General features: G+C 55.9%; 21 protein-coding genes. 20 read left to right on the plus strand and 1 reads right to left on the minus strand.

Annotation, left to right across the window (positions count from 1 at the left end; all coding sequences use genetic code 11):
- Positions 1–35 precede the first annotated feature (35 nt).
- From GOV87_RS06225 to rpmD, 12 genes are all read left to right on the plus strand, one after another.
- Positions 36–656: a 2OG-Fe(II) oxygenase family protein gene (locus tag GOV87_RS06225; RefSeq protein WP_171126024.1), complete on the plus strand. Its 621-nt coding sequence runs from the start codon at positions 36–38 to the stop codon at positions 654–656.
- 428 nt (positions 657–1,084) lie between these two features.
- Positions 1,085–1,291 carry a 50S ribosomal protein L29 gene (gene rpmC, locus GOV87_RS06230; protein ID WP_010437082.1) on the plus strand — a complete coding sequence of 69 codons (207 nt, stop codon included), beginning with the start codon at positions 1,085–1,087 and terminating at the stop codon, positions 1,289–1,291.
- A 4-nt stretch (positions 1,292–1,295) separates the two neighbouring features.
- Positions 1,296–1,526 carry a 30S ribosomal protein S17 gene (gene rpsQ / locus GOV87_RS06235; RefSeq protein WP_068340771.1) on the plus strand — a complete coding sequence of 77 codons (231 nt, stop codon included), beginning with the start codon at positions 1,296–1,298 and terminating at the stop codon, positions 1,524–1,526.
- A 76-nt stretch (positions 1,527–1,602) separates the two neighbouring features.
- Positions 1,603–1,971: a 50S ribosomal protein L14 gene (gene rplN, locus GOV87_RS06240; protein ID WP_008757934.1), complete on the plus strand. Its 369-nt coding sequence runs from the start codon at positions 1,603–1,605 to the stop codon at positions 1,969–1,971.
- A 2-nt stretch (positions 1,972–1,973) separates the two neighbouring features.
- Positions 1,974–2,285: a 50S ribosomal protein L24 gene (gene rplX / locus GOV87_RS06245; protein WP_170356681.1), complete on the plus strand. Its 312-nt coding sequence runs from the start codon at positions 1,974–1,976 to the stop codon at positions 2,283–2,285.
- Positions 2,278–2,838, plus strand: coding sequence for a 50S ribosomal protein L5 (rplE, locus tag GOV87_RS06250; protein ID WP_171126026.1), 561 nt, complete (start codon positions 2,278–2,280; stop codon positions 2,836–2,838). Before rplX ends, rplE begins: the two co-directional genes overlap by 8 nt.
- A 19-nt stretch (positions 2,839–2,857) precedes the next feature.
- Entirely contained in the window at positions 2,858–3,163 is a 306-nt protein-coding gene (gene rpsN, locus GOV87_RS06255) for a 30S ribosomal protein S14 (RefSeq protein WP_010437098.1), read from the plus strand.
- A gap of 13 nt (positions 3,164–3,176) precedes the next feature.
- Entirely contained in the window at positions 3,177–3,569 is a 393-nt protein-coding gene (gene rpsH, locus GOV87_RS06260) for a 30S ribosomal protein S8 (protein WP_155148687.1), read from the plus strand.
- Between the two features lie 11 nt (positions 3,570–3,580).
- Positions 3,581–4,114, plus strand: coding sequence for a 50S ribosomal protein L6 (rplF, locus tag GOV87_RS06265; RefSeq protein WP_170373361.1), 534 nt, complete (start codon positions 3,581–3,583; stop codon positions 4,112–4,114).
- 11 nt (positions 4,115–4,125) lie between these two features.
- Positions 4,126–4,485, plus strand: coding sequence for a 50S ribosomal protein L18 (rplR, locus tag GOV87_RS06270; RefSeq protein WP_170356678.1), 360 nt, complete (start codon positions 4,126–4,128; stop codon positions 4,483–4,485).
- A gap of 172 nt (positions 4,486–4,657) precedes the next feature.
- Entirely contained in the window at positions 4,658–5,221 is a 564-nt protein-coding gene (rpsE, locus tag GOV87_RS06275; RefSeq protein ID WP_170356677.1) for a 30S ribosomal protein S5, read from the plus strand.
- Positions 5,222–5,234: 13 nt separating this feature from the next.
- Complete coding sequence (gene rpmD, locus GOV87_RS06280) at positions 5,235–5,423, plus strand: 50S ribosomal protein L30 (RefSeq protein ID WP_074736195.1); 189 nt, start codon at positions 5,235–5,237, stop codon at positions 5,421–5,423.
- 157 nt (positions 5,424–5,580) lie between these two features.
- On the opposite strand, the gene GOV87_RS06285 is transcribed toward rpmD, so the two are convergent.
- Entirely contained in the window at positions 5,581–6,855 is a 1,275-nt protein-coding gene (locus GOV87_RS06285) for an adenylate/guanylate cyclase domain-containing protein (protein WP_171211197.1), read from the minus strand.
- 445 nt (positions 6,856–7,300) lie between these two features.
- Between GOV87_RS06285 and GOV87_RS06290 the strand changes: the two genes are divergently transcribed.
- The 8 genes from GOV87_RS06290 to GOV87_RS06325 all read left to right on the plus strand — a co-directional run bounded on the left by GOV87_RS06290 (position 7,301) and on the right by GOV87_RS06325 (position 13,551).
- Positions 7,301–7,513 carry a DUF1127 domain-containing protein gene (locus GOV87_RS06290; protein WP_171126031.1) on the plus strand — a complete coding sequence of 71 codons (213 nt, stop codon included), beginning with the start codon at positions 7,301–7,303 and terminating at the stop codon, positions 7,511–7,513.
- Positions 7,514–7,753: 240 nt separating this feature from the next.
- Positions 7,754–8,227, plus strand: coding sequence for a 50S ribosomal protein L15 (gene rplO, locus GOV87_RS06295; protein ID WP_171211198.1), 474 nt, complete (start codon positions 7,754–7,756; stop codon positions 8,225–8,227).
- Positions 8,228–8,336: 109 nt separating this feature from the next.
- On the plus strand, positions 8,337–9,701 hold the full coding sequence (secY, locus tag GOV87_RS06300; RefSeq protein ID WP_171126034.1) for a preprotein translocase subunit SecY: 1,365 nt from the start codon (positions 8,337–8,339) through the stop codon (positions 9,699–9,701).
- Positions 9,698–10,342 (plus strand): adenylate kinase, encoded by a 645-nt coding sequence (locus GOV87_RS06305; RefSeq protein ID WP_171126036.1) that lies wholly within the window; start codon positions 9,698–9,700, stop codon positions 10,340–10,342. Before secY ends, GOV87_RS06305 begins: the two co-directional genes overlap by 4 nt.
- An 81-nt stretch (positions 10,343–10,423) precedes the next feature.
- Positions 10,424–11,437, plus strand: a complete 1,014-nt coding sequence (locus GOV87_RS06310) for a DUF1214 domain-containing protein (RefSeq protein WP_217360795.1) — start codon at positions 10,424–10,426, stop codon at positions 11,435–11,437.
- Positions 11,438–11,645: 208 nt separating this feature from the next.
- The gene (rpsM, locus tag GOV87_RS06315) at positions 11,646–12,014 is read left to right on the plus strand and encodes a 30S ribosomal protein S13 (protein WP_171126038.1); all 369 of its coding nucleotides are present in this window, start codon (positions 11,646–11,648) and stop codon (positions 12,012–12,014) included.
- 15 nt (positions 12,015–12,029) lie between these two features.
- Positions 12,030–12,419 (plus strand): 30S ribosomal protein S11, encoded by a 390-nt coding sequence (rpsK, locus tag GOV87_RS06320; RefSeq protein WP_008757289.1) that lies wholly within the window; start codon positions 12,030–12,032, stop codon positions 12,417–12,419.
- Between the two features lie 115 nt (positions 12,420–12,534).
- On the plus strand, positions 12,535–13,551 hold the full coding sequence (locus GOV87_RS06325) for a DNA-directed RNA polymerase subunit alpha (protein ID WP_058276312.1): 1,017 nt from the start codon (positions 12,535–12,537) through the stop codon (positions 13,549–13,551).
- The last annotated feature ends 34 nt before the right edge of the window (positions 13,552–13,585 follow it).

Raw genomic sequence — 13,585 nt, forward strand, 5'->3', positions numbered from 1 at the left:
TCGCGCTTGCGTCCCGGCTGGGCTATAGCCGGGACATGGCACAGATTGAATCACTCTTCGTTACCCGTCTCTATCGCGCAACCTTGTCCGAGTTCGATCCCAAGATCGACGCGGAGGAGTTGGAAAGCTCGTGCATTGTCATCGCCGAGGATGATGAGGCCGGGCAGGAATGGTGCGAGGAAAACGGCTATCCCGGCTATACAAGTTACGCCTCGCTTACCGACCTACCATGGCGGTTCCCGATCTTTGCCGATCTGGTCGCCGCATTGGATCAGCACGTGGCGTCCTTTGCCAAGGATCTAGAGTTTGATCTGGGCGAGGGTGAGCTAAAGCTGGAAGACCTGTGGATCAACATCCTTCCTGAGGGCGGCATGCACTCCAGCCATTTGCACCCGCACAGCGTCATCTCGGGCACAACCTATGTGGCGATGCCCGAAGGGGCGAGCGCGCTGAAACTGGAAGACCCGCGTTCGGGTCGCATGATGGCTGCGCCGACGCGGATCAAAGGTGGTCGGCGGGATTTGCAGCCGTTCATTTACATGAAGCCGCAAGTCGGGGACGTGTTGCTGTGGGAAAGCTGGTTGCGCCACGAGGTGCCGATGAACATGGCCGAGGAAGAGCGGATCAGTGTCAGCTTTAACTACAAGTGGGAGTGACTCCTGCATCGGCGAGGCCGTGAGTGCTGGTTCGCCGTTTTTCTGGGGTGGGTTTCTCGTTCTTTACTTGATCACTTTGCGCCGCTCTGGATGGAAATTCAAAGAGAGCCTTTTGGCAGCCTTGTGGCGGTCGCATCTGCATCTTTTGCCAAGATTTGAAGTTGGTTTATGGGTGATGATATTGACTGTGGCACTCTATGTCTCGTGGGCGGCCTTTAAGGCGCGCGCGGGCTGATCAATTTAGATCGTGATAACTTAACGCAGCTCCGCCAAACTTCCTCTTGCCACGCACCCCCCAAACCCTTATACGGCGGCATCCTGCGATCTCCCGGCGTTGTCGGGCGATTCGTATGTCTATCATTCATCCACCAGGTCCAAGGTGACCCTGTCAGGGGGCCTTCTGGTGTTTTGAGCAAAGGAAAAAGGCGATGAACGCCCAAGAACTGCGTGACAAGACCCCGGACCAGCTCCGCGAGGAACTGGCCAACCTGAAGAAAGAAAGCTTTAACCTGCGCTTTCAACAGGCAACCGGTCAGCTGGAAAACACTGCTGGTATCAAAGCGGCTCGCCGCAATGCTGCCCGTGTCAAAACCATTCTGAACGAAAAGGCCGCTGCAGCGGCATCCGAGGAGTAATCAGATGCCCAAGCGTATCCTGCAAGGCACCGTGACCAGCGACGCCAACGAACAGACCGTAACCGTATCCGTCGAGCGCCGCTTTACGCATCCGGTTCTGAAGAAAACCATCCGTAAGTCCAAGAAATACCGGGCTCACGATGAAAAGAACGCCTTCAAGGTCGGCGACACAGTCCGCATCATCGAATGCGCGCCGAAATCGAAGACGAAACGTTGGGAAGTTCTGGAAGCGTAAGTTTCCGGGATTTTCCCATTTGTCGAAACCCTGGGGGATCTAACTAGACCAGCCCCCACAGGTCGGGAGAAACCACATGATCCAGATGCAGACCAATCTGGATGTCGCTGACAACTCCGGCGCACGCCGAGTTCAGTGCATCAAGGTCCTGGGTGGTTCCAAGCGTAAATACGCCTCCGTCGGCGACATCATTGTCGTCTCGGTGAAGGAAGCCATCCCGCGCGGCCGCGTAAAGAAAGGTGACGTCCGTAAGGCCGTCGTCGTGCGCACCGCCAAGGAAGTCCGTCGCGAAGACGGCACCGCGATCCGTTTCGATCGCAACGCCGCCGTCATCCTGAACAACAACAACGAGCCAGTCGGTACACGTATCTTTGGCCCCGTTGTTCGTGAACTGCGCGGCAAGAACTTCATGAAAATCATCTCGCTGGCTCCGGAGGTGCTGTAATCATGGCTGCTAAACTCCGCAAAGGCGACAAGGTCGTCGTGCTGGCCGGCAAGGACAAGGGCAAAGAGGGAACCATTTCCTCGGTTGATCCCAAAGCCGGTAAAGCTGTTGTCGAAGGCATCAACATTGCCATCCGTCACACCCGTCAGTCGCAAACTTCGCAAGGTGGTCGTCTGCCCCAGGCAAACCCGATCCAACTGTCGAATCTGGCGCTGCTGGACAAGAACGGCAAAGCAACCCGCGTTGGCTTCCGCATGGAAGGTGACAAGAAGGTCCGCTTCGCCAAGACCACAGGGGACGTGATCGATGCTTGATTCCGCAACCTACACCCCGCGTCTGAAAGCTCAGTACGTTGAGACCATCCGTGCCGCTCTGAAAGAAGAGTTTGGTTACAAGAACGACATGCAGCTGCCCAAGCTGGACAAAATCGTTCTGAACATCGGTTGTGGTGCTGAGGCGGTCAAGGACTCGAAGAAAGCGAAAGCTGCTGTCGAAGATCTGACTGCAATTGCTGGCCAACAGGCTGTTGCAACCAAGGCGAAGAAGTCGATCGCGGGTTTCCGCGTCCGTGAAGACATGCCGCTGGGCGCGAAAGTGACCCTGCGCGGTGACCGGATGTACGAATTCCTGGATCGTCTGATCACAATCGCGATGCCGCGTATTCGTGACTTCCGCGGTGTTAAGCCGTCTTTCGATGGTCAGGGCAACTTTGCCATGGGCATGAAAGAGCACATCGTGTTCCCGGAAATCGATTTCGACAAGGTCGACGAGGTCTGGGGCCTGGATATCGTAATTGCCACCACAGCGAAAACCGACGCTGAAGCAAAGGCATTGTTGAAAGCGTTCAACATGCCGTTCAACGCGTAAGCGCCGGGAGGATTGAGACATGGCTAAGAAAGCAATGATCGAACGCGAGAAGAAGCGCGAACGCCTGGTGGCCAAATATGCCGCAAAGCGTGCCGAGCTGAAAGAAATCGCGAATGACGAGAGCAAGCCGATGGAAGAGCGTTTCAAGGCGCGTCTGAAACTGGCGAAACTGCCGCGCAACAGCTCGGCTACCCGTCTGCACAACCGTTGTCAGCTGACCGGTCGTCCCCACGCTTACTACCGTAAGCTGAAGGTCAGCCGTATCGCGCTGCGCGAGCTGGGTTCTGCTGGTCAGATCCCCGGCATGGTGAAATCGAGCTGGTAAGGGAGACATAGATATGAATGATCCTATCGGCGATATGCTCACCCGTATCCGCAACGCGCAAATGCGCGGCAAGTCCACCGTTTCCACACCCGCATCCAAACTGCGCGGTTGGGTTCTGGACGTGCTGGCGGACGAAGGTTACATCCGTGGCTACGAAAACACGACCGGTGAAAACGGTCATCCGGCCATCGAAATCAGCCTGAAATACTACGAAGGCACCCCTGTCATTCGCGAACTGAAGCGGGTTTCGAAACCTGGCCGTCGCGTCTACATGGGCGTCAATGACATCCCGCAGGTCCGTCAGGGTCTGGGCGTGTCGATTGTCAGCACTCCGAAAGGTGTGATGTCGGACGCAAACGCTCGCTCCAACAATGTTGGCGGCGAAGTGCTCTGCACCGTCTTCTAAGGAGGTCTGCAATGTCTCGTATTGGTAAAAAACCGGTCGAGCTGCCCAGCGGCGTTACTGCCTCTGTGTCGGGTCAGACCATCGAAGTCAAAGGTCCGAAAGGCACCCGTAGCTTCACCGCCACCGACGACGTGACGCTGTCGGTTGAAGACAACGTGGTCAAAATCGACCCCCGTGGCATGTCCAAGCGTGCCCGCCAGCAGTGGGGCATGAGCCGCACCATGGTTGCCAACCTGGTAACCGGTGTGACCGAAGGCTTCAAAAAAGAGCTGGAGATCCAGGGTGTTGGTTACCGGGCTCAGATGCAGGGCAACACCCTGAAGCTGAACCTGGGCTATAGCCACGATGTTGATTTCACTGCTCCGGAAGGTGTGACCATCACCGCGCCGAAGCAGACCGAAATCGTTGTGGAAGGTATCGACCAGCAGCAGGTGGGCGAAGTCGCGGCCAAAATTCGCGAATGGCGCCGTCCCGAGCCGTACAAAGGCAAGGGCATCCGCTACAAGGGCGAGTTCATCTTCCGCAAGGAAGGCAAGAAGAAGTAAGGACGCAGACAATGGCAAACAGCAAAAGAACCCTGTTTCTGAAGCGCCGCCTGCGCGTTCGGAACAAACTTCGCAAAGTCAACGCGGGCCGCGTACGCCTGTCGGTTCACCGTTCGAACAAGAACATCAGCGTTCAGCTGATCGACGACGTTCGTGGCGTGACCCTGGCCGCAGCCTCGACCCTGGAAAAAGATCTGGGTGTTGTTGGCAAGAACAACGTCGAAGCGGCCACCAAAGTGGGCGCGGCCATCGCCGAGCGTGCCAAGAAGGCAGGCGTCGAAGAGGCTTATTTCGATCGTGGTGGCTTCCTGTTCCACGGCAAGGTGAAGGCAGTTGCCGACGCCGCGCGTGAAGGTGGTTTGAAGATCTGATGGTGCGCCGGGCTGAGGCCCGGCCTGCCTACGACATCGCTGTAGGCCGGGCTTCAGCCCGGCTTCGGCACCTGAAGGCGGGTTATCTCGCCTCGATGATCGGGGGGCGTTCACGCTCACTTCGATTGAAGAAAACGGCGTCACAAACGCCATATGAGAAAAGGGATGCCAAATGGCAGAACGTGAAAACCGTCGGGGCCGTGGCCGCGACCGTGAAGAAGCACCGGAATTTGCAGATCGTTTGGTCGCAATCAACCGCGTGTCGAAAACCGTAAAAGGTGGTAAGCGCTTTGGCTTCGCCGCTCTGGTGGTTGTCGGCGATCAGAAAGGCCGCGTGGGCTTTGGCAAAGGTAAAGCGAAAGAAGTACCTGAGGCCATCCGCAAGGCGACTGAACAAGCCAAGCGTCAGATGATCCGTGTGCAGCTGCGCGAAGGTCGTACTCTGCACCACGACATCGAGGGCCGTCACGGCGCTGGTAAAGTGGTTATGCGCACCGCACCAGAAGGTACTGGTATCATCGCCGGTGGTCCGATGCGTGCTGTGTTCGAAATGCTGGGCGTGAAGGACGTTGTGTCCAAGTCGCTGGGCTCGCAGAACCCGTACAACATGATCCGCGCCACCATCAACGGCCTGCAGAAAGAGCAGAGCCCGCGTTCGGTTGCCGCACGTCGTGGTAAAAAAGTTGCCGACATCCTGCCCAAGCGGGACGAAGCACCGGCTGAAGCCGAAGCGTAAGGAGTAGCGTACCATGGCAAAAACCATTGTCGTCAAGCAGATCGGCTCCCCGATCCGCCGCCCCGCCGAACAGCGCGCAACCCTGATCGGTCTGGGCCTGAACAAGATGCACCGCACCCGTGAGCTGGAGGATACGCCTTCGGTTCGCGGCATGGTCAACAAGATCCCGCATCTGGTTGAGATCATCGAAGAGCGCGGCTAAGCGCAGCCTCTTTTAGAATTGAAAGGCCCCCGCTGTTTGCGGGGGCTTATTTCATGCTTACGATCATGTTTGCCCGCTTTGAGGTCAAAGCTGACCGGTTTCATTCCAGTACCCGCGCCTAAACGAATGATTGCCATTCGCCTAACGCAATTCAGCGTTATGTGAAAATTTCGTAAGAAAAGACTTCTAAGTCTTCCTCAAAACCCCGCAAAGAATGCCGCCCCAATTTTTTCGGCTCTTCAGATACCAAGTTCACAAAATCACCCGTTGCTAAAAGCCGCGCCTCCAATTTTCGCGTCAGGCCCTCTAACCTGCTGGCTATCGCGACTGATGGGCCAGTTACCGTAAAATCCAAACGCTTTTCAGTGCCAACATTCCCGTAGACAGCCGCCCCAGTGTGCAATCCAACCCCAAATTCAGCACGGTCTGATGGATCAAGTTCTTCATTCCTTTGGAACGCTTCACGTGCCGCGGACAGGGCTGCTTCGCACATGTCTTCGGGTAGTCTTCGTTGACCATCAAAAGGAAAGATCGCAAGCAACCCATCGCCAACGAATTTAAGAACCTCTCCGCCGTGATCGTGTACCGCCCCACCGACACAATCGAAGAATTGGTTAACCGTCGCGACATATTTTTCCGAAGACAAGCGCTGGCTCAAAGCCGTAGAGCCGCGCATATCGCTGAACAATAGAGCACAGTCAATTATGCTGACATCTCCCCGGGCTATTTGACCGTTCAGTACGGATCGCCCGGACAACTTGCCCAGATAGACCTCCATCAACTCAGCTGCCAAGAACTGCTCTGACAGTACACGCGCTGCACCAAGCAAAGGTAAAGATAGCCGCGACAGACCATCTACCTCACGATCTGTGAAGCCAGAACGACGCTTTGTAGCAAAAGACACTGACGCGCCCAAAGCCCACTCCATCTTTCCGTCAAAGACCACGGTACGATTGCCGAATGGTGCACTGCATACGACATAGTCTGTGACACCTGCTTCAGCGAGTTTTCGGAATAGCGGAAATTTGTCACGGGTCGTTTGGTCAGTCAGATTTGCACGCATGAAAGGAAACTTGATTGTGCCGTTGGCAAGTCCGTCCGCCAAGTCCCAAACTTCCTCATTAAAGTGCTGTTTCGCAATCTCATTGGCCAATTTCGAATTCTCTCCGAAGGGTGCTTTGTCGAAAAGATCAGCCGTTACAGAGCTGCGTGGAAGAACGGTCCATTCAATACGATGGTTCGATGCATCCCACGTTGCATCGAGTAATCCAATTACAGGGTGCATCATCAGACGGCCCAAGGAAACACGCGTGACCGGCACGCCACCATCGATCAGCCTGATACTTAACTGCTCGACTAGTCCACCAAGATCAGCATCAAAAAAGGCCAGCTTTTGCAGCCAATCTGCAATGCGGTCGAAAACATCCGCCATAACTTACACCTCCACCGTCATCTTGTTACAGCCGAAGGCTCGTGTCATTCGGTTTGTCTTCGAGCACTCAATTCTTCAGCGATGGGTTTGCAAATTTTCACGCGCGTTCGCTCACAATATTGGCCAAAGCCCGTCAATTTTTCGAGCTACGAAAATGTGCCAGGCGAAACAGTCGATAGAGAAACGTTACTATTCAACTCTAAAGTACTCCTTCCAATGTCCTGTGCAGCTGTGCAACTAACGGCCGCTTCCTTCCGCCAAGTGGACATTCATCGCGTTAAGCGCGGTGTACATACTCCTGTTTCGCCATTCCCCCAACGCATAGCGGATAGACCGAAACATCCGTTGTTAGCGATACCCGCCCTCCTTATCTGAGCCGTGTCCCAAACAGGAACGCAATCAGTATCCCGGGGAATTCGCTTCGGGCTTAGAAAGGAAATGAACTATGGCAAATACTGCAACATACACCCGCGAAGGCTTTGGCCTGAACGCCCGCATCGCAACGCTCGTCGCTCGCATCAAAGAGGCTTATACCCTGCGTGCCGAGTACAACCGCACCTATTCAGAGCTGCAAAGCCTGTCGGATCGTGAGTTAAACGATATCGGTGTGCGTCGGTGCGATATCCGCGATATCGCTCAAAAGCATGTCTACTGCTGATAAACTGATCAGACCGTTGACCTGACCCAGAGGCGCCATTTGGCGTCTCTTTTGGGTTTTAGGGGGCGAGCTTGTTTGTTTTTCCCGAAATCTTGAACATTGGGGACAACAAAACTTGCATCCTGCAACGCGACGCTGTAACCCGCCCCGGTGGCATTGCGTCCACGAGAATCAAAACCAAGAAATGCCGTGTTTGGCCCATCACGCTTCGGGGGTCACATCCGGCTAAGGAGAAGCGATATGAAACTGCACGAATTGCGCGATAATCCCGGCGCTGCACCGAAACGGACCCGCGTTGGCCGTGGTCCCGGTTCTGGCAAGGGTAAAATGGGTGGCCGTGGTATCAAAGGCCAGAAATCCCGTTCGGGTGTGGCCATCAATGGCTACGAAGGTGGCCAGATGCCGCTGTACCAACGCCTGCCCAAGCGTGGCTTCAACAAGCCGAACCGTAAGGAATTCGCCGTTATCAACCTGGGCCTGATCCAGAAATTCGTCGATGCCGGCAAACTGGACGCTAAAGCTGCGATCACCGAAGATGTACTGGTTGAATCCGGTCTGGTTCGTCGAAAGCTGGACGGTGTCCGCGTTCTGGCCAAAGGTGAAATCAGCGCCAAAGTGAACCTGGAAGTCACCGGTGCTTCGAAGTCTGCTGTTGAAGCAGTTGAGAAAGCGGGCGGCTCACTTAAGGTCACAAAAGCCGCTGCGGCAGAGTAAGCGCTTGTGAGCGGGCCAAGACCCGCTTACATAGACCTCAGAGTTTTCCAAGACGCCGCCCGAGCCGGAAAACGGTTCCGGGCGGTGTTTTCATAAGAGAGACCGATTTATGGTATCAGCAGCAGAACAAATGGCAGCCAACACAAGCTGGTCTGCCCTTGGTAAAGCCACCGATCTGCGCAACCGCATCTTGTTCACGCTTGCATTGCTGATCGTCTATCGTCTGGGCACCTTCATTCCGGTTCCGGGCATCGACGGCCAAGCATTGCGCGAGTTCATGGAGCAAGCGGGGCAGGGCATCGGCGGCATGGTTTCGATGTTCACCGGCGGGGCGCTTGGGCGGATGGGTATCTTTGCCCTTGGCATTATGCCCTACATTTCAGCCTCGATCATCGTGCAGCTGCTGACATCTATGGTTCCCGCGCTCGAACAGCTCAAGAAAGAGGGCGAGCAGGGGCGCAAGAAGATCAACCAATATACCCGTTTCGGCACCGTGGCACTGGCCACCGTACAGGCTTATGGTCTGGCCGTTTCACTGGAATCGGGCGATCTGGCAACCGATCCGGGCCTGTTCTTCCGTCTGTCGACCATGATCACGCTGGTCGGTGGTACGATGTTCCTGATGTGGCTGGGTGAACAGATCACCGCACGCGGCATCGGCAACGGTATCTCTCTGATCATCTTCGTGGGCATCATTGCCGAAGTTCCGGCTGCTCTGGCGCAGTTCTTTGCCTCGGGCCGCTCGGGCGCGATCAGCCCTGCAGTGATCATCGGTGTGATCGTGATGGTGATTGCCGTGATTACCTTTGTGGTATTCATGGAGCGCGCCTTGCGTAAGATCCACATTCAATACCCGCGCCGTCAGGCCGGTATGAAGATCTATGAGGGCGGCTCCAGCCACCTTCCGGTCAAGGTAAACCCGGCAGGCGTGATCCCGGCGATCTTTGCCAGCTCGTTGTTGCTTCTGCCGGTGACCATCTCGACCTTTTCGTCAGGTGCAACCAACGGGCCGATCATGTCATGGCTGCTGGCCAACTTTGGCCCCGGACAACCTTTGTACCTGTTGTTCTTCGCTTCGATGATCGTGTTCTTTGCCTATTTCTATACGTTCAACGTTTCGTTCAAACCGGACGATGTGGCGGATAACCTGAAAAAGCAGAATGGCTTTGTTCCGGGTATCCGTCCGGGCAAGAAAACCGCTGAATATTTGGAATATGTGGTCAACCGCGTTCTGGTTCTGGGTTCGGCGTATCTGGCGGCGGTGTGTTTGCTGCCTGAAATTCTGCGGAACCAGTTCGCCATCCCGTTCTATTTCGGCGGCACCTCGGTTCTGATTATCGTCTCTGTGACCATGGACACGATCCAACAGGTCCAGAGCCACCTGCTGGCGCACCAGTACGAAGGGCTTATTGAAAAGTCCCAGTTGCGCGGTAAAGGTAAGAAACGCGGCAGGAAGGGACCCGCTCGTCGATGAACATTATTTTGTTGGGCCCCCCGGGGGCAGGTAAAGGGACGCAGGCGCGCCACTTGGTGGAAACACGCGGCATGGTCCAGCTGAGCACCGGCGACATGCTGCGCGAGGCCAAGGACAGCGGCACCGAGATGGGCAACCGCGTGGCCGAAGTGATGGCCAAGGGTGAGTTGGTCACGGATGAGATCGTGATTGGTCTGATCCGCGAAAAACTGGAGCAGGGTGCCAAAGGTGGTTTCATCTTTGACGGTTTCCCGCGCACGTTGGCCCAGGCTGACGCGCTGGGTGAGTTGCTGGACAGCACGGGTGAGTCTCTGGATGCTGTCATCGCGATGGAGGTCAACGATGACGCTCTGGTCGCGCGGATCACGGCCCGGTCGACCTGTGCTGGTTGCGGTGAGGTCTATAACGACATCACCAAACCGATCCCGGCAGATGGGAAATGCACCAACTGCGGCAAGCAAAATGACTTTAAACGCCGCGCGGACGACAATGAGGAAAGCCTCAAGACCCGTCTGATGGAATACTACAAGAAGACCTCGATGCTGATCGGCTATTACCATGCCAAGGGCAACCTGTCCTGGGTCGATGGTTTGGGCGAAATTGATGAGGTTCAGGGCGCGATCGCAGGTGTCCTAAGGTAACATCTCTAATTAATTGAATGCGTGTGTTTGCCGAGGTATCACCTTTGCCAACGCGCGCATTTTTTTTGGGAGATGGATTTGATGAAATTGCTCAGAATGCTCTCGGTCGCATCGGGTTTGACCAGTTTGGCCCTTGGCGCGTTGGCGGATACAACGCCGGTCAACGTCGACAATTTTGTCCGCGCTGCAACAGATATCGAGTTTCGCAAATATCTTGAAAATTCGGGCGCTGTGAATGCTTTGTTTCATGTGCGCGAGCCGACGCCCTTGGATATGCAACCGACTATCCGCATGAACCGCGATACGCTGTATAGTATGGCGGTGGTGGATATCTCGGACGGGGCGGTGTTGACTGTGCCGGAATCCGGTGATCGGTACGTGTCGGTTCAGGTAGTCAATCAGGATCACTACGTCAATGATGTGTTTCTGGGCGGCGGTACTTATGAGCTGACTGTTGATCAGTTCGATACGCCTTATGTGGCACTCCTGTTTCGGTATCTTGTCAACTCGGAGGATCCCGAGGATGTTGCCGAAGTGATCGCGTTGCAGGACGGGGTAACGCTTCAGGCCAATTCCGCGCGACCTTTTGACGAAGCGCATTACGATAAAGATGCTTTTGACAAGGTGTTGAGCGCGGTGCTGGAACTGGCGCGGTTTTCTCCCGACAGCACTGGCACATTCGGCGCGAAAGACGAGGTTGACCCTGTGCGGCACCTGCTGGGAACAGGGTTTGGCTGGGGTGGCTTGCCAGAGGCACAGGCCTTTTATCTGAACGTCGATCCGGGTCTGGCGTTGGGGGCTTATAAGCTGGACGTTCCGGCCAAGGTTCCGGTTGGCGCATTCTGGTCCGTCAGTCTGTATAACTCGGCCGGATTCTTTGAAGAGAACGATCTAGGTGTCTATGTGATCAACTCGGTGACGGGCGACCGCAACCCGGATGGATCGTTGACCGTGCACTTCGGTGAATGCGAAGACGGCCGTGTGAACTGCTTGCCGATCATGGAGGGCTGGAACTATGCTGTGCGCCTGTACCAACCAGCGCCAGAAGTGATTGACGGGACCTGGACCTTCCCCGAAATCGAGCCTGCGGAATGAATTCGGGGTCAATATGCGATCTGCGCTTGACGCGCGGGTCGCGCAACACTATTGGACGCTATCTCGGAAGAGAATCGAATTGTGTGCGGGCAATCCGTTCACATGATCATATCATAAAATGCTGAGCCCTCTGGCGACACTGCCACGGTTAGGCGTTGTGAAAAAAGGTTCTGGAGCTACGGAACCGCAACGAAAAGGAAAGTGACACGTGGCACGTATTGCCGGCGTAAACATCCCGACTGCAAAGCGGGTACCTATCGCCCTCACATATATCACCGGAATCGGCAACACCTCGGCCAAAGCGATCTGCGACGCTGTGGGCATTGAAGCGACCCGTCGCGTCAATGAACTGTCCGATGCCGAAGTTCTGAAAATTCGCGAATTCATCGACGAAAACTTCACCGTCGAAGGCGATCTGCGCCGCGAAGTTCAGATGAACGTCAAGCGCCTGATGGACCTGGGCTGCTATCGCGGTCTGCGTCACCGCCGCAACCTGCCGGTTCGCGGTCAGCGTACCCACACCAATGCTCGTACTCGCAAAGGCCCCGCAAAGGCCATTGCTGGTAAGAAGAAATAAGGGAGGGTCTGACTGATGGCACGTGACAAGACTCGCGTTAAGCGCAAAGAGCGTAAGAACATCGCATCGGGCGTTGCCCATGTGAACTCGACCTTCAACAACACCAAGATCCTGATCTCGGACGTACAGGGCAACGCCATTTCGTGGTCGTCTGCCGGTACCATGGGCTTCAAAGGCTCGCGGAAATCGACACCTTACGCCGCTCAGATGGCTGCAGAAGATGCAGGCAAGAAGGCGCAGGAACATGGCGTCAAGACGCTGGAAGTCGAAGTTCAGGGCCCCGGTTCGGGTCGTGAATCGGCTCTGCGTGCGCTGGCTGCTGTGGGCTTCAACATCACGTCGATCCGCGACGTGACTCCGATTGCTCACAACGGCTGCCGCCCGCCGAAGCGTCGCCGCGTCTAAGCGATTTTGAATTGAGCTGGGGCCAGTGTTTTTGCACGGCCCCAGCACGTCATTTTGAACCTCGGGCGTCTGCACCTTGTTGGTCATGGGGCGCGGACAGGAATGGAGGGATTACATGATCCACAAGAATTGGGCAGAATTGATCAAGCCGACCCAACTGGAAGGCAAACCGGGCAACGACCCCGCGCGTCAGGCGACTCTGGTCGCTGAACCGCTGGAGCGTGGCTTTGGTCTGACTCTGGGCAACGCGCTGCGCCGCGTTCTGATGAGCAGCCTGCAAGGTGCGGCCATCACCAGCGTTCAGATCGACAACGTTCTGCATGAGTTTTCGTCGGTCGCAGGTGTCCGCGAAGACGTCACCGACATCATCCTGAACCTCAAGCAGGTTGCCCTGCGCATGGAAGTCGAAGGCCCCAAGCGCCTGTCGATCAATGCTAAAGGCCCAGCCGTTGTCACCGCTGGCGACATCAGCGAAAGCGCCGGCATCGAGGTTCTGAACCGCGATCACGTCATCTGCCACCTGGACGATGGCGCCGACCTGTTCATGGAACTGACCGTCAACACCGGTAAGGGCTATGTCTCGGCTGAGAAGAACAAGCCGGAAGACGCGCCTATCGGTCTGATCCCAATCGACGCGATCTATTCGCCGGTCAAGAAGGTCGCCTACGACGTTCAGCCGACCCGTGAAGGTCAGGTTCTGGACTATGACAAGCTGACCCTGAAGATCGAAACCGACGGTTCGATCACGCCGGAAGATGCGTTGGCCTTTGCCGCTCGTATCCTGCAGGATCAACTGTCGATCTTCGTCAACTTCGACGAGCCGGAATCGGCTGGCCGCCAGGACGAGGACGATGGTCTGGAGTTCAACCCGCTGCTGCTGAAGAAAGTAGACGAGCTGGAACTGTCGGTCCGTTCGGCAAACTGCCTGAAGAACGACAACATCGTCTATATCGGCGACCTGATTCAAAAGACCGAAGCCGAGATGCTGCGCACCCCGAACTTCGGCCGCAAGTCGCTGAACGAGATCAAAGAAGTGCTGTCCGGCATGGGTCTGCACCTCGGCATGGATGTCGAGGACTGGCCGCCCGACAATATCGAAGATCTGGCGAAGAAATTCGAAGACGCGTTTTAAGCGCGTCTTCCCCAATGCCCGGGCTGCCGGGGAC

Source organism: Ruegeria sp. HKCCA5426, assembly GCF_013034585.1.
GTDB lineage: Bacteria > Pseudomonadota > Alphaproteobacteria > Rhodobacterales > Rhodobacteraceae > Ruegeria.